The sequence below is a fragment of the Actinomadura sp. K4S16 genome (assembly GCF_008327685.1).
Classification (GTDB): domain Bacteria; phylum Actinomycetota; class Actinomycetes; order Streptosporangiales; family Streptosporangiaceae; genus Spirillospora.
This window is the reverse complement of sequence record NZ_BDDE01000010.1, coordinates 873443-890685: the sequence shown is the minus strand read 5'-3', so window position 1 is coordinate 890685 and position 17243 is coordinate 873443. Positions and strand designations below refer to the sequence as shown.

The 17243-nt window shown below is 70.3% G+C and carries 13 protein-coding genes, 1 tRNA gene and 1 pseudogene; 12 read left to right on the top strand and 3 right to left on the bottom strand.

Going from position 1 to position 17243, the window contains the following annotated elements; all coding sequences use genetic code 11:
* Positions 1–130: 130 nt before the first annotated feature.
* Together K4S16_RS04915 and K4S16_RS04910 are read left to right on the top strand one after the other, a co-directional pair.
* Positions 131–203: transfer RNA gene (locus tag K4S16_RS04915), tRNA-Asn, on the top strand.
* Positions 204–427: 224 nt separating this feature from the next.
* Positions 428–1426, top strand: coding sequence for an IS481 family transposase (locus K4S16_RS04910; RefSeq protein WP_149257543.1), 999 nt, complete (start codon positions 428–430; stop codon positions 1424–1426).
* On the opposite strand, the gene xerC is transcribed toward K4S16_RS04910, so the two are convergent.
* Positions 1423–2349 carry a tyrosine recombinase XerC gene (gene xerC / locus K4S16_RS04905; protein WP_149257542.1) on the bottom strand — a complete coding sequence of 309 codons (927 nt, stop codon included), beginning with the start codon at positions 2347–2349 and terminating at the stop codon, positions 1423–1425. The genes K4S16_RS04910 and xerC overlap by 4 nt on opposite strands.
* Before the next feature lie 353 nt (positions 2350–2702).
* Between xerC and K4S16_RS04900 the strand changes: the two genes are divergently transcribed.
* The 3 genes and pseudogenes from K4S16_RS04900 to K4S16_RS46890 all read left to right on the top strand — a co-directional run bounded on the left by K4S16_RS04900 (position 2703) and on the right by K4S16_RS46890 (position 6187).
* Complete coding sequence (locus K4S16_RS04900; protein ID WP_160160850.1) at positions 2703–3614, top strand: TIR domain-containing protein; 912 nt, start codon at positions 2703–2705, stop codon at positions 3612–3614.
* A 737-nt stretch (positions 3615–4351) separates the two neighbouring features.
* Positions 4352–4702 (top strand): annotated as a pseudogene (locus K4S16_RS45540) (ADP-ribosylation/crystallin J1); the annotation flags it as partial.
* Positions 4703–4729: 27 nt separating this feature from the next.
* Entirely contained in the window at positions 4730–6187 is a 1458-nt protein-coding gene (locus K4S16_RS46890; protein WP_375708322.1) for a HEAT repeat domain-containing protein, read from the top strand.
* On the opposite strand, the gene K4S16_RS04885 is transcribed toward K4S16_RS46890, so the two are convergent.
* Entirely contained in the window at positions 6179–7069 is an 891-nt protein-coding gene (locus tag K4S16_RS04885) for an LLM class F420-dependent oxidoreductase (RefSeq protein ID WP_149257539.1), read from the bottom strand. The genes K4S16_RS46890 and K4S16_RS04885 overlap by 9 nt on opposite strands.
* 90 nt (positions 7070–7159) lie before the next feature.
* Here K4S16_RS04885 and K4S16_RS04880 point away from each other — a divergent pair, with 90 nt between their 5' ends.
* The 7 genes from K4S16_RS04880 to mnhG all read left to right on the top strand — a co-directional run bounded on the left by K4S16_RS04880 (position 7160) and on the right by mnhG (position 13807).
* Complete coding sequence (locus K4S16_RS04880; protein ID WP_149257538.1) at positions 7160–7693, top strand: TetR/AcrR family transcriptional regulator; 534 nt, start codon at positions 7160–7162, stop codon at positions 7691–7693.
* 227 nt (positions 7694–7920) lie between these two features.
* Positions 7921–10731: a hydrogen gas-evolving membrane-bound hydrogenase subunit E gene (mbhE, locus tag K4S16_RS04875; protein ID WP_149257537.1), complete on the top strand. Its 2811-nt coding sequence runs from the start codon at positions 7921–7923 to the stop codon at positions 10729–10731.
* Positions 10728–11150 carry a Na(+)/H(+) antiporter subunit C gene (locus K4S16_RS04870; protein WP_149257536.1) on the top strand — a complete coding sequence of 141 codons (423 nt, stop codon included), beginning with the start codon at positions 10728–10730 and terminating at the stop codon, positions 11148–11150. The genes mbhE and K4S16_RS04870 overlap by 4 nt, the downstream gene beginning before the upstream one ends.
* On the top strand, positions 11147–12670 hold the full coding sequence (locus K4S16_RS04865; protein WP_149257535.1) for a Na+/H+ antiporter subunit D: 1524 nt from the start codon (positions 11147–11149) through the stop codon (positions 12668–12670). Before K4S16_RS04870 ends, K4S16_RS04865 begins: the two co-directional genes overlap by 4 nt.
* Complete coding sequence (locus tag K4S16_RS04860; RefSeq protein ID WP_160160849.1) at positions 12667–13203, top strand: Na+/H+ antiporter subunit E; 537 nt, start codon at positions 12667–12669, stop codon at positions 13201–13203. Before K4S16_RS04865 ends, K4S16_RS04860 begins: the two co-directional genes overlap by 4 nt.
* Positions 13200–13466 (top strand): monovalent cation/H+ antiporter complex subunit F, encoded by a 267-nt coding sequence (locus K4S16_RS04855; RefSeq protein WP_149257533.1) that lies wholly within the window; start codon positions 13200–13202, stop codon positions 13464–13466. Before K4S16_RS04860 ends, K4S16_RS04855 begins: the two co-directional genes overlap by 4 nt.
* Positions 13463–13807, top strand: a complete 345-nt coding sequence (mnhG, locus tag K4S16_RS04850; RefSeq protein ID WP_149257532.1) for a monovalent cation/H(+) antiporter subunit G — start codon at positions 13463–13465, stop codon at positions 13805–13807. The genes K4S16_RS04855 and mnhG overlap by 4 nt, the downstream gene beginning before the upstream one ends.
* Positions 13808–13842: 35 nt before the next feature.
* Here the strand turns inward: mnhG and K4S16_RS04845 are convergent, their stop codons facing one another.
* Complete coding sequence (locus K4S16_RS04845) at positions 13843–16911, bottom strand: AAA domain-containing protein (protein ID WP_149257531.1); 3069 nt, start codon at positions 16909–16911, stop codon at positions 13843–13845.
* Positions 16912–17243: the final 332 nt, after the last annotated feature.

Genomic DNA, 17243 nt, shown 5'->3' with positions numbered 1-17243 from the left:
TGACGGCGGAATCGTGACACCCCCTATACCCGCCCTAGGCGCCTCAACCCCTGCGCGTGCGCGAACAGCCCCGGACATGCGCTAACCTAGACGCGCCGCCAGGGGCCGACAGACCCCGGCGGACGCACGATCCCGCGTAGCTCAATCGGCAGAGCAGCCGGCTGTTAACCGGCAGGTTATTGGTTCGAGTCCAATCGCGGGAGCTTCCTTACCTCCGCGTTACACCAGATCAGGCCCGCTCCCACCGAGGGAAGCGGGCCTGACCCGTCTAGTGAGTACCGAACCGAGTACCAGACGCCCTAGTTGTACTGCCCAGGCAGGTTGGTTGAGGTTGTGTGACGACACGGTGTGAATGTGCGTGAAGGGTGAAGGCCTCCGGTTGTGGAGTGGAGCTGTCTAGGAACCGCTCCGCCAACAGGAGGCCTTCGTGTCCCACGCTAACGCTGCCCTGACCCCTCGCGGGCGTCTTCGGCTGGCGCGTCTGGTCGTCGATGAGGGCTGGCCCGTCGCGCGGGCGGCCGAGCGCTATGAGGTGTCCTGGTCGACTGCCAAACGCTGGGCCGAGAGGTACCGGGCCCAGGGCGCGGTCGGCATGGCCGACCGGTCCTCTCGGCCGCGTCACAGCCCGTCCCGCACCCCGCAGCCGGTGGTCCGCAAGATCGTGCACCTGCGGTGGAAGCAGCGGCTGGGCCCGGTGCAGATCGCCGGACGGCTGGGCATGCCGGCCTCGACCGTCCACGCCGTGCTGACCAGGTGCCGCCTCAACCGGCTCTCGCACATCGACCGCGCCACCGGCGAAGCGATCCGCCGCTACGAACACGACCGGCCCGGCGCGATGCTGCACGTGGACGTCAAGAAACTCGGCAACATCCCCGACGGCGGCGGCTGGCGGTTCGTCGGCCGCCTCCAGGGCGAACGCAACCGCGAGGCCACCGCCCGCCGCACCGGTGCCCGCAACACCCGCTACGAACCGCGGGTCGGCACCGCGTTCGTGCACACCGTCATCGACGACCACACCCGCCTCGCCTACGCCGAGATCCACGACGACGAAACCGCCGCCACCGCCATCGGAATACTCGGCAACGCCGTCGCCTGGTTCGCCGCCCGCGGCGTCACCATCGAACGGGTGCTCAGCGACAACGGCTCGGCCTACAAATCCCACGCCTGGCGCGACGCCTGCATCGAGTTGGGCATTCGACCCAAAAAGACCCGCCCCTACCGTCCACAGACCAACGGGAAGGTCGAACGCTTCCACCGCACCCTGGCCGACGGCTGGGCACTGGGCCGCTTCTACAGCTCCGAACAAGCCCGCCGCAAAGCCCTCCCAGCATGGCTGCACTTCTACAATCACCACCGGCCCCACACCGCAACCGGCGGCAAACCACCCATCACCAGATTGACCAACGTCCCTGGGCAGTACACCTAGTTGGGGTTCGGGAAGATCAGATCCATGGCCTGCGCGCCGTCCTGGATCACGGGCCGGATCTGCTGCCGGTACACCTTCTCAGTGACCTGCGTTCCGCTGTGGCCCACCAGTAGGGCGATCTTGTCCAGCGGCATCCCGCTGTCCGACAGCAGGGAGACGAAGCTGTGCCGCAGCTCGCGCGGCGTCCAGGCGTCCGGGTCCAGCCCCGCCGGCGCCATGACCTCGCGGCGGAAGGCTCGCAGCACGGTCATCGCCCCTCGCACGGCGCCGGCCTCGCCGGGGAACAGCAGCGCCTCGGGATCGAGTGGCTGGGGGAGACTCGCCCAGAGGTCCCGTAGGGCCACCACGCAGCGGCGGGGGAGTTTGAGCGTGCGGCGGGACTTCTTGGTCTTCGTGTCGCCGCGCGCTCGGACGGACCGCCAGACGTAGACGGCGAACTCCTCGTGTACCCACCCTGCTTCATGCACCGGACGCCACTGCCCGCGGCCCTTGTCGTAGGCGACGACATGTGACCACGTGAGCTTCCGAAGCTCCTCCGTCCGCGCGCCGGTGAGCAACGCGAGGATGACGTACTGCCGTATGTCCGACTGCGCACGCTCAGCGGAGGCGAGCACCTGCATTGCATGGGCGAAGTCCAGCGCTTTGGACGGGCGGCCGGCGCGCTTCCCGGTCGGCACTTCGCAGAGCTGGACGACGTTCCGGGTCACGCGCTCGTCACGCCGCATCACTCGATCAATGGACCGCTTGAGCACCGACCGGACTTCGCGAAGCGACTTCGTCGCGAGCACCTCGGCACGGCCTTCCAGCCAGCGTTCACAGTCGTCGGCGGTGAGTTCCCGGACGGTCAGGTGCCCCAGTTGCGGGGTGATGTGATGCTCGGCGAGGCTGCGCGCGTTCGTGACGGTCGATTCGTCCCGCCCCATGAGTCCGTACGCGCGAGCTAAAGGGCGCCGCGTAAGATCTCTCGTTCCTCTGCTAGTCGGAGAGGAACTTGTTGGCCCAATCTGGGGAGCGATCTTTCCGCGGGTTTTTTTGGTTTAGTTTGACTGCTCCCGATTCGGCTGTCGGCAGTCGCTTTACCCATCAAGGCGGCGGCTGGGCTCCTCGACGACCGTAGCGTCCCCTATACAGGCCAGAGGGCACGCTGTTAGTACATCTACCTGCGCTGGAGACTTTTCCAATCCACGCATAGCGGGATAAATCTCCAACTGTCGGGCGAACGGCCCTTGATGAGATAGTCTTACGGTAGAGCATTGGGTGGCGTAGAGGAGGAACAGTGAAGGTCTTTCTGAGTTGGTCGGGCGACAAATCAAAAGCCGTTGCAGAGGTACTCAAAACCTGGCTGCCGGACGTGATCCAGGCAATAGAGCCCTGGGTTTCTTCTCAGGACATAGCAAAAGGAAGTCGAGGTCTCAAGGAGTTGGCGGATGAACTAAAAGGAAGCGATTTCGGAATAGTCTGCATCACTTCGGACAATCAAGATGCAAAGTGGATCAACTTTGAGGCGGGCGCCCTGTCCAAGATAGTTGAAGGGTCCTATGTCGTGCCTTTCTTGTTGGATATAAACGTTCAAGATCTCAGTGGCCCATTGGCTCAATTTCAAGCAACTCGCAGCAACTCGAAAGAAGATGTCAAAAAACTTATTTTCGACATAAATGAAGCACTTGGGGCAAACTCCATAAGCGTTGAACGCTTGGAAAGGGCGTTTGAACGTAACTGGGAGGATCTCGACAGTTCGCTGCGAGGAGTGAGAGAGCAGAGTCAGCGACCGATGAAGGCCAGTAGGTCTGACTCGGAGATCTTGGCAGAGATCCTAGTGTTGGTTCGCCAGCAAGAGCGCCGACTTGTAGATCTCGAGTCGCTGGTAAGCAACAGTCAAGTAGGTATTGCAGCAAATATTTCGGATATCAAGACCCTTAGTCGGGTGTCTAGGCAAGAGCGGGAGGATATTGCTAATCGACGGGAGAGTATTACCGATCAAATTGTTGTCGAACTTGGAAAGGTCGGCTTTAGGGAGTTCCGCATCAACTTCCACGATGATGTAATTAATGTCATTTCCGATCCGCCACGTGCCAACTTTACTTCGAAAGATATTGACCTTTCGAAGACTGCCTCCCTGGCGGAACGCAGTATTGTAATTCAAGATACTAAAGGTCGAATAATCCACACGGCACACTTTCCGTTCTAAGGGTTCGGCGCTTGGGGGGAGTGTGGGCCTGCAGAGGCTTTCGCGAGTACCGAAGTGAGTATCAAGCGGGATGGACGCGCTTGGACTCAAGTGGACACGCACGTGGCTTCAAGGCTGTGCTGGCGACAGTCACAGCGCACCCTTCTGCTGGGGCGGCCGGTTCGAGTCCAATCGCGGGAGCCGAGGCGGGGTCCCCTGCTCGTTGAGCTTTGCTCGCCTTCGCCGGGGCCCGCCGTGCCAGCCCGGGGGGCGCCCCCCGGAACCCCCGGTGGGGAGCTTCGCTCGTCGGCTCCCGGTTGCGGCTTTCGAATGTGTTCTGGCTCGTCGCTGGTTGCGTCCCCGGAACCTCTTGCTTATCCCCGGTTTGAGCCCGGAATCGTGTTCGAAATGCCCCCGGTAGATTTTCCTGTCTTGCGATACCCAGCCCAGACCGCCATTCCACCTCGCGGTGAGGGTCTTGGAACAACCCTGGGGATTGACCGAAGGTCTGCGGCCCGGTGCAGCGGGTTCCATCGGGATGTCTGGGGATGTAGGCCAGACCGTGGGCGCCGGGTTCGCCTTGCTTGGCGATGTCCAGTCGGTTGAGGGGCTGCATCGACTTCAGGTCGATGATGTCGACCGTTGACGAGGCGGCCGAGAAGACCGTCAGTTGGCCGGGGACGCACGGGAGGGATATCTGGTTGTCGCCGTTTGGTGGGGCGGCCAGACTCGGGTCCGTGATCGACGACCGGGGTGGGGTGCGTGCGGGCGGGCGGGCGACGGTGACGTTGTGGCGGCCGGTCGGCCCGGCGGAGCTGGTGCTGGTGCGTGCGTCGGAATGGCGGGCCTGGCCGCCTCGGCTGCCGGATCAGCCGATCTTCTATCCGGTGCTGAACGAGGCGTACGCGGTGAAGATCGCGCGGGACTGGAACGTGGCGGCGTCGGGCGCCGGGTTCGTGACGCGGTTCGAGCTGGACGCGGACTTCGCGCGCCGCTACCCCGTCCGGCAGGTCGGCGGGCGGAGCATCCTGGAGCTGTGGGTGCCGGCCGAGGAACTGGAGGAGTTCAACGCTCATCTGGTCGGGCCGATCCGCGTCGTTCGCGACTTTCACGCCCGGGGCTGCACCTGGCTGGCGATGCGGGTCGCCGATGCGGCCGCCGGTCGGGGGCCCTCGGACGAGGTCGCGGGGATGTTGGAGGTCGCATCCGCGGCGACCTGGATCGGGCTCGACCGGGCGTTGCGCTCTCCCGAGGTGGTGTACAGGGAGAGCCCTGCCGAGGCGGAGGACGGGCTGCCCAGGGACGGGCGGCTTTCGCGGCTGGTGGCGGCCTGCTCCCCGGACGGCCGCCGCCGGGAGTCGGCCGTCGCGGACCCGGTAGTGGGCGCCGATGAGGTGCTGCTGCCCGCCCTGGTGCTGCGGACCGCCGATTGGGCGCCGCAGGTGCGCGAGGTCGCGCGCGGGTCATTGGCCGCTGCGTTGCGGTCGGCGGATACCGCCGCGTTGGTGGCGGCAGCCGGTGTGGCGGTGGCGATCGAATCGTGGGAGCGCGGCGGACATGCTCTGGAGGCCGTCGCCGGGGCGCTGCGCGCGGCGCCGGACGAAGTGCTGGCGTCGGTTCGGGGGCACCATGATGTCGGGGTGCGGCGGCTGGCGTACCGGTCGTGGCTGGCATCGGACCGTCCCCGGCACGAGGAGGTCCTGCTCGCTGCTTTGGACGAGCAGGATGTGGTCTGCCAGATGCTTTGTGCGGAGTGGCTGGTGTCCGATGCCCTCCGGTGCCGGCGTGTTGACGGGCTGGAGCGGCTGCTGGGAGAAGGAGGCGCAAGGGCCGGCGTCGCGGCGCTCACCGCACTCGTGGAACTCGGCCGTCCCGACGCGGGTGTGGCCCACCTGGCGGATCGGTCGGCGATGATGCGCGCCACCGCGCAGTGGGCCGCCCGCCGCGCCGGACGCGATCCCGCCGTGATCTACCGCGACGCCTTGGCCTCGGATCGGGCACCTGGCCGGGTCCGCGCACTGGTCGCCGGGCTCGGGGAATGCGGCACGCGTCAGGACGTGGATGTGCTACTGCCCTTCCTGGAGGACCCGAGGCCCCGGGTGCGGGCCGAAGCGGTGCGGGCCGTCCGGCGCCTGGGCGGCCCCGCCGCCCCGATCGTCGGCATGCTCGCCGATCCCGCCCCGGTGGTCGTCCGAGCGGTCAGGCGGGGACTGCGCGGCGAGCCCGGTGCGGTGCCGGCCCCGCGCCTGTGGGCCCTGCTGGCCGCCGATTCACCGCCGCACGTTCGCGTGGGGGCTTACGAGCAGCTCTGCGGCATGGACACCTGGACCCGCGTCCATGCCGACCTCCACCTGCTGGCCGCCCGCGACGCGGAACTCGGCGCCCGGGCTCGCGACGACCTGATCGACTGGTCGCGCCGCAGTGCCGTCACCGCGTTCCGCATGCCGTCCGAGGAAACGGCGCTACACCTCGGAAAGCTGATCGACACGGCCGAGCCGGTGCTCGGCGCCCGGCAGGCCGGCCGGCTGCGCTGGATCCTCGGGCGGCGTGCGGCCGGACCGGCAGGCGGCGGGGGCGGGAGCCGGTCAGCGTAGGGCGGCGGCGAATTTCAATAGGCGGGCCGGGTCGCCGTAGGGGCTGATGAGTAGGTCCGTGGCGCCGGCGTCTTCAAAGCGGCGCAGGTGGCGGGCGACCGTTTCCTCGTCTCCTACGATCACCGTCTCGTGGACGCCGGTCAGGCCCTGGCGGTCGAGGACCGCCCGGTAGGCGGGGAAGTCCGACGCGGGGCCGAAGCGGTCGGCCAGGTCGCGGCGGACGCCGTCCGGGTCGTTGGTGAGGGCCACGATGACGCCTGCGAGCACGCGCGGTGCGGGGCGTCCCGCGGCCTCGGCGGCCTTGGTGATCGACGGGACGATGTGGTCGGCGATCGTGTCGGCGCCCACCCAGGTCGTCACGGTGCCGTCGGCGAGTTCTCCCGCCGCCCGCAGCATGGCCGGGCCCAACGCCGACACGATCACCGGGGGCGGGGTGGCGCCGGGTGCGTCGAGAGTGCCTACCGCGGTCAATGTCTCGCCGTGGTGGTCGACCTCCTCGCCGCGCAGCAGCGGACGCAGCGCGGACAGGTATTCGCGGACGTGCCGCACCGGGCGCTCGTAGGCGATGCCGTGCAAGCCCTCGATGACCTGCGGGTGGCTCGGCCCGATGCCAAGGGTGAAGCGGCCGCCCGTCATCGCCTGCGCGGTGAGCGCCTGGCTCGCCAGCGCGAGGGGATGGCGCGGGTAGGTCGGGACGATCGCGGTGCCCACCTCGATGCCGGGGACCTCGCGTCCGGCGACCGCCGCGGTCATGAGGGCGTCCCAGGACGCCGTGTGCCCGAAGAAGACGCTGTCGAGGCCGGTGTCCCGGGCGAGGCGGACCTGGGCGACGAGGTCGTCCAGGGGCGCCGCTCCGGCGATGGCGAACAGTCCGATGCGCATGAGCCGCTCCAAAGGTGAATCGGATCTTCCGGTTCTGCTTGGGCAGGATAACCTGAATCCCTTGTTCCGGTTACCTCTGGGAGTGACACGATGCGGGCCGACGCGAAGCGCAACCGCGAGCGGATCGTCACCTGCGCCCTCGACCTGTTCGTCGAGCGGGGGCCCGGCGTCAGCATGGAGGAGATCGCACGGGCCGCCGACCTTGGCGTGGGCACCCTCTACCGGCACTTCCCGGACCGGCGAGCGCTCGTCGAGGAGATCGCGAGCAGTGCGCTCCGGCGCCTTGGATCGGAGATACGGCGGCTTCGGGAGCAGGAGATCCCGCGCTGGGACGCGCTGACCGAGCTGGTGGCCTTCTGCGCCGGCCAGCCGTTCGCGCTCGTGAAGTCCGTCGCGGACGGCGATGCTCCGAAGGAGCGGCTCGCCTTGCAGGACGAGGTCGACGGCCTTTTCCTGGAGTTCGTCAAGGAGGTGCAGGAAGCGGGCGCGATGCGCGACGACATCAGCCCCGCCGAGGCCGTCGAGATCCTCAGCACCGCCGTCTGCCGCCCTGGCGCCCAGCCTGGCGACGCCGTCACCCGCGTAATGCTGGACGGCCTCAGAGCCAAGCCTTCGGCGTCGTGACGTCCACCGGTGGCCGGGGAACTCCGGGGGTTCGATCGCTGAGTTGAAGCGCTGACGTCCCCTCGCTCGGTGTTGGAGCGCCTGGCCCGTGGGCGGGTCGGGCGCTCTTTTGTGTGTCGGTGCTGTTGGGGGCCGCGCGGGGTTCGCATACGGCGGGATGGTCGTTTCGGGGGTGTTGATCGGGTAGGTGGGAGGCGACGTGCCTTGCGGAGGGGGGCTGCGGCGGCATGCTCGCGCTGGTTCTCGCCTATGCCGTCGTCGCGGTCGCGGTGCCCTGGGCGCTCGGGCGGCGTCGGCGCCTGATGGCGTGTGCGGCGGCGGTCCTGCCGGCGGTGACGGCCGGGTGGGCCGCCGCGCAGGTCGGGCGGGGGCCGCTCACGGCGCGGTTGGACTGGGCGCCGGATCTGGGGCTGGTGTTCGACTTCCGGCTGGACGCGCTGTCCATCGTCATGCTGCTGCTGATCGGCGGGGTCGGGGCCGTCGTCCTGTGCTACGCGGGGTGGTACTTCGAGCGTTCCGAGAGGCTGATGGTCGGGACGCTCGTCGCGTTCGCGGGAGCGATGACGGGGCTGGTGCTGTCCGACAACCTGCTCGTCCTGTACGTGTTCTGGGAGCTGACCACCCTCAGCTCGTTCGTCCTCATCGGCGCGCCGCGGCCCGAGCGGGCGGAGGACCGGCGGGCGGCCGCGCAGGCGCTTCTCATGACGACCGCGTTCGGGCTGGTCATGCTCGCCGGGTTCGTGCTGGTCGGGCAGACCGCCGGGACGTACCGGATCTCCGCGATCGTGGCCGACCCGCCGGGCGGCGGCCTCGCGACGGCGGGGGTGGTGCTGGTGCTGCTCGGCGCGTTCGCCAAGTCGGCGCAGGTGCCGCTGCACGCGTGGCTTCCCGCCGCGATGGTGGCGCCCACTCCGGTCAGTGCCTATCTGCACGCCGCGGCCATGGTGAAGGCCGGCGTCTACCTGGTGGCGCGGCTGACGCCCGCGTTCGCGGGCGCCGGGGTCTGGCGCCCGCTGGTGCTGAGCGTGGGGCTGCTGAGCCTGCTGACGGGCGGGGTCCTCGCGCTGCGGCAGCATGACCTGAAGCGACTGCTCGCCTACGGGACGATCAGCCAGCTGGGCTTCCTCATGGTCCTGCTGGGGGACGGGACGCGGATCGCGGCGCTGGCGGGCACCGCGTTGCTCCTGGCCCACGGTCTGTTCAAGGCACCGCTGTTCCTGACGGTCGGCGCGCTTGAGCACGAGACGGGCACGCGCCGCGCCGACCGGCTCTCGGGGGCGTGGGGACGGCTGCCGGTGCTGGCGGTCGCGGCGGCGGCGGCCACGGCGTCCATGATCGGGCTGCCGCCCTTCCTGGGGTTCGTGGCTAAAGAGGCCGCCGTGGAGGCCTTCGCGCATGGGGGCTGGGCCGTCGTCGTCCTCGTGGGGGTGGTGGCCGGGTCCACGCTGACCGTGGCCTACGGGATCCGGTTCTTGTTCGGTGCCTTCGCCGGTCAGGCTGAGGTGTCGCCCAAGGAGCGCTGGGGATTGGTGGGGCCCGTCGTGGTCCTCGCCGCGGCCGGATTCGCCTTGGGCGTCGTCCCCGGGGTGATGCAGAAGCTCGTCGGGCCGTACGCGGACACGCTGCCGGGGGACGGCGAGTACAAGCTCGCTCTGTGGCACGGGCTCGCGCTGCCGATCGCCCTGTCCATGCTCGCGCTCGTGCTGGGCGTCGTGGTGTTCGTCCTGTTCGGGCGGACGTTCCCCGTCGGGCGGGCGCGGTGGCGGTTCCTGGACGCGCAGCGCGGCTACGACGGCGCGGTCGAGGGGGTCCTCGCCGGGGCGCACGCGCTCACCGCGCGCGTGCAGATCGGCTCGCTGCCCGTCTACCTCGGCGTGATCGGGGCGACGGTGCTGGTGGTGCCCGGCTCGGCGCTGGTGGCCGGGCTGGTCCGCGGGACGGGCCCCGGCATGCCGGTGGACCGGTTCCGGGCGTGGGACGATCCCGCGCAGGTCGTCCTCGCCGTCGTCGTGATCGGGTGCGCGCTCGCGGCGCGGCGGGCCCGCCGCAGGCTCACGGCCGCGCTGCTGCTCGCCGGGACGGGCTACGCGATCGGCGGGCTGTTCGTGGCGCAGGGCGGGCTCGACCTCGCGCTGACGCTCTTCGTCGTGGAGACCCTCTCGTTGATCATGCTGGTGCTGGTGCTGCGGCGGCTGCCGGTGCGGTACCCGCCGCGGCGCCGCACGGGGCCTGCCAGGGCCGCGGGGGGAGCGATCAGCGCGTGCCTGGGCGGGTTCGTCGCGCTGTTCCTGGTGGTGGCGGCGCTGAGCCGGAACACCCGGCCGGTCGGCGCCGGGTACGCCCCTCTCGCGGCCGAGGAGGGGGCCGAGAACATCGTGAACGCGATCCTCGTCGAGATGCGGGCGCTGGACACCCTCGGCGAGATCGCGGTGCTGGGCGTCGCGGCGATGGGCGTCGTCGGCCTGGTGACGAGCGGACGGCGGCTGCCGAGCCCGACCGGCGGGGGGCGCGGGCCCGGCGAGCCGGGGAGCCGCTGGCTCGCGGCGCCGGGGCGGCCGCCGCTGGGCGGTTCCTCGGTCGTCCTGGAGGCGGCGGCGCGGCTGATCGGCCCGACCGTCCTGGTGTTCTCCCTCTACCTGCTGATCGCGGGCCACAACCGCCCGGGCGGCGGGTTCGTGGGCGGGCTCGTGGCGGGCATGGCGTTCGCCCTGCGCTACCTGCCGGGCGGCCGCCGGGAACTGGCGAGCGCGCTGCCGGTGCGGCCGAGCGTCCTGCTCGGCGGCGGGCTGGGCCTCGCGGTCGCGACCGGCGCGGCCGGGTGGGCGGACGGCGGGTTCCCGCACGGGCAGTTCCTCCAGGGCGAGGTCTGGAGCGCCTCGCTGCCGGTCCTCGGCGAGGTGAAGCTGCCCACCAGCCTGTTCTTCGACATCGGGGTCTACCTGCTGGTGCTCGGGCTGGTCCTGACGATCCTCTCCACGCTCGGGGCGAGCCTGGAGGACGAACCGGATGAAGACGACGAAGAGGAGGAGACGGCATGACCGGTCCCGCGCTCGTCCTCGTGCTGACCGTCGCCGTGCTGTTCGCCGCCGGGTTCGACCTGCTGATGCAGCGGTCCCTCATCCGCGTCGTGGTCGGCTTCATGCTCCTCGGGCACGGCGCCAACCTCGTCCTGCTGCTGGCGGGCGGGGCCGCCGGGGCGCCGCCGCTGCTCGGCGCGAAGGCGGACCGGGCGATGTCCGACCCGCTGCCGCAGGCCATGGCGCTCACCGCCATCGTGATCACGTTCGGCGTCACGGCGTTCCTGCTGGCGCTGGCCTACCGGAGCCGGCGGCTGCTCGGCGAGGACGAGGTGCAGGACGACGTGGAGGACCGCCGGATCTGCGCCGAGCACATCCGCGCGTCCTGGGACGAACCGCCGGAGCGGCGCGACCCGCTGGAGGAGGACGAGAGCGGATGAACGTCCTGCTCCCCATGCCGTTCGCGCTGCCGCTGCTCGGGGCGGCGCTCGCGATGGCCAGCCGCCAGCGCCGGTCCTGGCTGCGGATCCTCGCGCCGCTCGTCGGGGCGGGCGTGGTGGCGGCCGCCGTGGCGGTGCTGGTCGCGGTGGCGCGGGACGGGGTCGTCGCGGTGCAGGCCGGGGGCTGGGCGGCCCCGCTCGGGATCACGCTCGTCGCCGACCGGCTGTCGGCGCTGCTGCTCGTGGTGTCCAGCACCGTGCTGCTGGCGATCATGCTGCACGCGGTGGCGGAGGGCGCGGGCGCGCTGGAGCGCCGGAGCGAGCCGGGGGTGTTCCATCCCGCCTACCTCGCGCTGACCGGCGGGGTCTGCCTGGTCTTCCTGGCCGGGGACCTGTTCAACCTGTTCGTCGCGTTCGAGGTGATGCTCGCGTCGAGCTACGTGCTGATGACCCTCCAGCCGACCGCCGCGCGCCTCCGGGCGAGCATGACCTACACGGTCGTCAGCCTCACGTCGTCCATCATGTTCCTCACCGCGCTCGGCCTGACCTACGCGGCGGCGGGGACGGTGAACCTCGCCGACCTGTCCGAGCGCGTCCCGCACCTGCCGGCGGGCACCCGCACGGCGCTCGGGCTGCTGTTCCTCGTGGTGTTCGGGATCAAGGGCGCGATCGTGCCGATGCACCTGTGGCTGCCCGACAGCTACCCGGCCGCCCTCACCAAGGTCACCGCCGTGTTCGCCGCGCTGCTGACCAAGGCCGCGGTGTACTCGCTCATCCGCGTCCAGACGCTGGTGTTCCCCCGCGAGCACGGGTCGTGGGTGATGCTCCTCCTCGCCGCCGCGACGATGGTCGTGGGCACGCTCGGCGCGCTGGCGAACGACGACATCCACCGGGTGTTCTCGTTCACCCTCGTCGGCCACATCGGCTACATGCTCTTCGGCCTCGCGCTGTTCAGCGTCGCCGGGCTCACCGGGGCGATCCTCTACCTCGTCCACCACATCGTGGTGCAGGCGACGCTGTTCCTGGTCAGCGACCTGATACAGGCGCGCACGGGGGAGATCTCCCTGCACCGCCTCGGCGGCATCGCGCGCCTGTCGGCCTTCATCGCCGTGCTGTTCTTCATCCCCGCCATGAGCGTGAGCGGGGTGCCGCCGACCTCCGGGTTCGTCGCGAAGCTCGCGCTGTTCCAGGCGGGCCTCGGGTCGGGACGGCCGCTGGCGTACGCCGTCACGGGGTTCGCGGTGCTCGCGAGCCTCCTCACGCTCATGGCGATGGCGCGGATCTGGGCCCTCGGGTTCTGGCGCCCCCGCCCGGAGGAGGCGGGGGAGCCGCCCGCCGCCGAGCCCTACACGCGCGGCGGGGTGCGGGCCATGCAGGCGGTGACCGCACTGATGGTCGCGGGCGGGCTCCTCATCGCCCTGTTCGCCGGTCCGCTGTCGGCATGGAGTGCCCGCGCCGCGGCCGACCTGGTGGAGCCCACCGCCTACCGGCACGCCGTGCTGGACGGGAGGACGCCGTGAACCACACGCTCCGCAGGGTCGGCGCCCGGCTGGGCATGACGGCGTGGCTGCTCGCGGTCTGGGTGCTGCTGTGGGGACGGGTCGACGCCCTGATCGTCGTCGGCGGCGTCATCGCCGTGGTCATCGCCTACGCGGCCAGCAGGCTGCCCGCCGTCCCGCTCGTCAGGCGGATCCGGCCGCTCCGCCTCGCCGAGGCCGGCGCGGAGCTCGCGTGGGACCTGCTCGTGTCGAGCCTCGTCATCGGGTGGCACGCCCTGCGCGCACCGCGCCGGGCCAGGGGCGCCGTCATCGAGGTGAGGGCCCGGACGCGCTCGGAGCTCGTCCTGCTCGCGGTCACGACGAGCATCTCGCTGCGCCCCGGCACCCTGCTCGTCGACCTCGACTGGGACCGGTCGGTCCTGCGCATCCACTGCATGCCGGTCCGCGACCGGCGGGAGGCCGACGCCGCCCGGGACGGCGTGCTCCGGACGGAGCACAGGCTGATGCAGGCCCTCGTGACACCGGAGGACACAGCGGAGGAGGAACCGCGTTGACCGTCGTCTACACCCTCACCATGGCCCTGCTGGGCGCGGCGATCCTGATGACCGCCGCGCGGCTCGTCCGCGGCCCGACCTCCTTCGACCGGATCATGGCCGTGGACGTCCTGGCGGTCCTGCTGGTCAGCGGCATCGCGGTGCACTCGGCCGTGTGGGGGGAGCCCGCGCAGGCCACGATCCTGGTGGCCTTCGTGCTGCTGGGGTTCGTCGGGTCGGTCACCGCCGCCCGGCTCGCGGCGCGGCGGGAGGGGGACTCGTGAACGCCGGCGACGTCGCCATCGCCGTGCTGATGCCCGCGGGCGCCGCCTTCTGCGCGGTGGGCGCGCTCGGCGTGCTGCGGTTCCCCGACCTGCTCACCCGGCTGCACGCCGCGACGAAGCCGCAGACGATCGGGCTGCTGCTCGTCCTCGCGGGCGCGGCGCCGCAGGCGGAGTCCGTCGCGGCCGCCGCGCCGCTGCTGCTGGTCGCGGTCTTCCAGCTGATCACCGCGCCCGTCGCCGCCCAGACGATCGGCGCCGCCGCCTACCGCGCCGGCGCCCTCGACCGCTCCGTCCTGACCGTCGACGAGACCGGCGCCGGATCAGGTGAAGGCGAACGGTAGCGGTTCGCCTGGCCGGCGGGGTTCTCCGAGGCGGATCACGGGAGCCAGCGGGACACGAGGTCTCGCGGGACGCCTTCTCCCATGCTCCAGAGCTTCAGCTCGTTGTGCCATCTCAGGGCGTAGGGGTTGCCGCCCGCCTTGACGAGGCTCTTGAACTCGTCCTTCTCATCGAACGGGACGGATACGTACAGCCGACCGTGGACGACGTCGCCCGCGCCCGGGCGGTCCCCCTCGGACGGACTCCGATCGGCGCGAGGAGCCTGCCCTTCGCCTCGTGGGCGCGGGGTGCGTGCGGGGCGGTCCATCCGGGCAGCGTCGATGATCCGCCGGACGCGTTCGCATGCTCCCCGGTCGGTCATGCGCATCATGAGGTCGGTCGAGCCGCTGTGGGCGAGCAGGTTCAACGATCCATGCCAGAGAACGGTGTCGTCGAGGATGAGAATCTTCTCGTGCATGCGCTCCCGCTGCGTCACCTGGCAGCCCTCGCCGCGCAGCAGGTCGATGAGCCTGGCCTGGGGCGAACCGGGCTCGGGCGGGCGGGTGTGCACGGTGACTCGGACGCCTTCCGAGATGCGGCGGGCAAGGAGGCGCCGCCATTTCCGGACCGCGCTGTCGTTGAGGAAGGCGCAGTAGACGTCGATGCCGGTCTCGGCCCTGGCGATGTCCCAGGCCACGGCGCGTGCGACTTCGTCGGCGGGGAAGAAGGCCGGGCGGGCCAGTTCCTTCTCGTCGAGTCCTCCCAGGTCGGAGGCCGCTCGAACGGGCACCAGGTCTTCGACCGGTAGCCGCTGCGCGTGGGTTGCGAGGTGGCGGAGCATCCGTGCCGCCTCGCCGTGCGGCGGCAACTCCCGGCGCAGGAACTCGACGTCGGCCACGACGACCAGGTGGTCCTGCGCCCGGCTGAGCGCGACGTTGAGGAGTCTCGTCGTCGTCGACGCCAGGCCGACGTCCTCGTAGAAGAAACCCAGCCTGCTGCCCGCGCCGGCGACCGTGTCGATGATGACCATGGGCCGCTGGCTTCCTTGAAACCGGTGGACCGTGTCGACCAGGCCGTCGTATTCCACGCCGAAGCGTTCTCTGAGGCTCGTGCCGAGAGCGTTCACCTGGTTTCGGTACGGGGTGATGATGCCGAGCGAGTCCGTCGGCCCGCGCCGCTCCGGGGGGACGGGATGCTTGCGTGCGGGCAGTACTCCGTCGTACTGCAGGCCGCGAATCAGCTCATGAATGACCGCTTCGTGTACCGGGTTGGATTTGTGCGCCTCCCTGCCGACGGTGTTCGCGACCCGCCGGCTGGACGTGTCGACGAGCACGAGCGGTTCCTCGACAAGCGAGGACGGCAGACGGCTGCGCTCGGACCGGCCCGTCGCCAGCGGAGAGTCCCGGTAAGCGACTTCGTTGACGATGGCGCAGATGGCGTGCCGCATGCGGTACTGCTCGTTGAGGCACACCATCCTTGCGTCCGGGCGGGCCCTGCCGCTCTCGTCCACGAGGCCGGCGGCGTGGAACGCGTCGCGGTCCATCCACTCGCGAGAGTGCTTCCTGGCGTCCGGGGACGCCTTCCGGCTGGAGGAGCCGTGGGTGATGGCGGGCAACTGGCGGAAGTCGCCCGCCAGGACGACGCGCTTCCCCGCGAGGCCGGCCACGAACCACGCCGACGGCAGGTTCACCATCCCCGCTTCGTCGATCACGACGACGTCGATGCCGTCCATCAGCGTGCGCGTCTGTACCGCTTTCGAGACGGTCGTGCCCATCACGCGGCAGCGGCCGCGCACCGCCTCGGCGATCTGCTGCCGCTGCCGCCGCAGTTCTTTGAGCCGGTCGGCCGATCGGGGGACCTCGGTGCGGAGCCAGGACTCCGCAGGCACGTCGCGCACCCGGAGACCGAGTTCCTCGGCCCCGCTCCTCGCAGCAGCGAACTCGGCGGCGCGGATCTCGTGGTCGCGTATGGCCGCCTGCCTGTGCTGGTCGATCTGCCACGCCTTCCCCTCCTGGACGGCGAGGCCCGCCTGCAGCTCCGCCAGCTTCGCGGCCTTTCGCTGGGCGAACAGCCCGGACGGCCGGCCGAGGTCGGTGATCTGACGCCGGAGGACCTCGATCGCCTGGAGCGCGGCCGACCGGTCGTGCTCGATCTCGGACAGCGCCCGGATGATGCCCTCCATCTCGCGGGCCAGCCGGTCGCGGTGCCCGAGCAGGGCCGCGTACTCCTCGTGGACGGCGAGGTGGCCCCGCATCCCGTCGAGGCGCTCCGACTCCTCCGCGATCCGGGAGTCCAGCTCGCCGCCCAGGCGCTCGGCCACGCGTTCGGGGACGATCTGGTCGCCGTACTTCTCCGTCAGCGAGGCGACGGCGATATCCCCCGCCCGCTGGACGAGCCCGCCGTCGAACCCGTCCTCACAGGCCAGCAGCGCGCAGACGCGTTCGAGCGCCTGGTCGACCGCGACCTTGGTCGGGGCGACGAACAGGACGCGGTGCCCCTGCCGGTAGCAGCCCTCGACGATGGCGGAGACGACCTCGGTCTTGCCGGTGCCGGGCGGCCCCCACACGAAGGTGATCTGACTGCCCAGTGCCTGCTCGACGGCGGCGCGCTGGCGCGCGTTGAACCGGCGCTCCGCGTATCCGCGAATGAACCGCGCCGGGGTGGAGCAGCGGTCGATGCGAGGGCGGCCCAGACCGAAGACCCAGGACGCGACAGGGAGCTTCAGTGGCGAGTCGGAGTCGCCGGCCTGCGCGAGCCTGTCGGCCAGGACCTCCCAGCCGGACGTCTCGTCCTCCGTGAGGGTCGCGCCCTCGGGGCGCTGGCCGAGATCGGCGGCGGTGACGACGCGGACCTTTCCGTCCGGCGACCGGGTCGCGACGGCCCGCTCCCAGGGCGCCTTGGAGCGCGCCGCGCGGATGAGCAGGTCCTTGCCCACCAGGGCCTTGTTCCACCGCCTGCATTCGAAGACGTGCTCGTGCTCATCGCCCGCCTGCGCCACAAGGCGCCCGGCACGCAGCGTGATCTTCGGCGCACCCGCCCGGTCGTCGTGCAGCAGGGCGGTGATCTCGGCGCGGGTCGCCTGGAGCAGGTCGGGAATCGGGTGAGTGAGTGCCCTCTGCTCCGCCAAGGCGGTCTCCTCGAATTCTCGTCGTTGAGATCAACCATCATCACCGATGCCGCGACTCGCTGTCAGGTGATCGTCAAGGCCGGTGACGCCCGCGCGAACGGGGCGGAGGCGGCCCGGTCGCCGAGGCCGGTCGTAGCGCGTCGAACGGCGGCGTGCGGTGGCCGGGTGACCGGCTTGCGGGGCCGCCTCGCCACATTGGATCCACCATGGCCGGCTTCTTTGATTAATCGCTCCACGGCTTCTGGTATTCGATTTAAAATCGGGAGAGCGAGATGAATGCCTGGAAAAGTCCCCCTGGCGCAGTCGAAACCGGTGCTGCCCTCCGGCCTGTG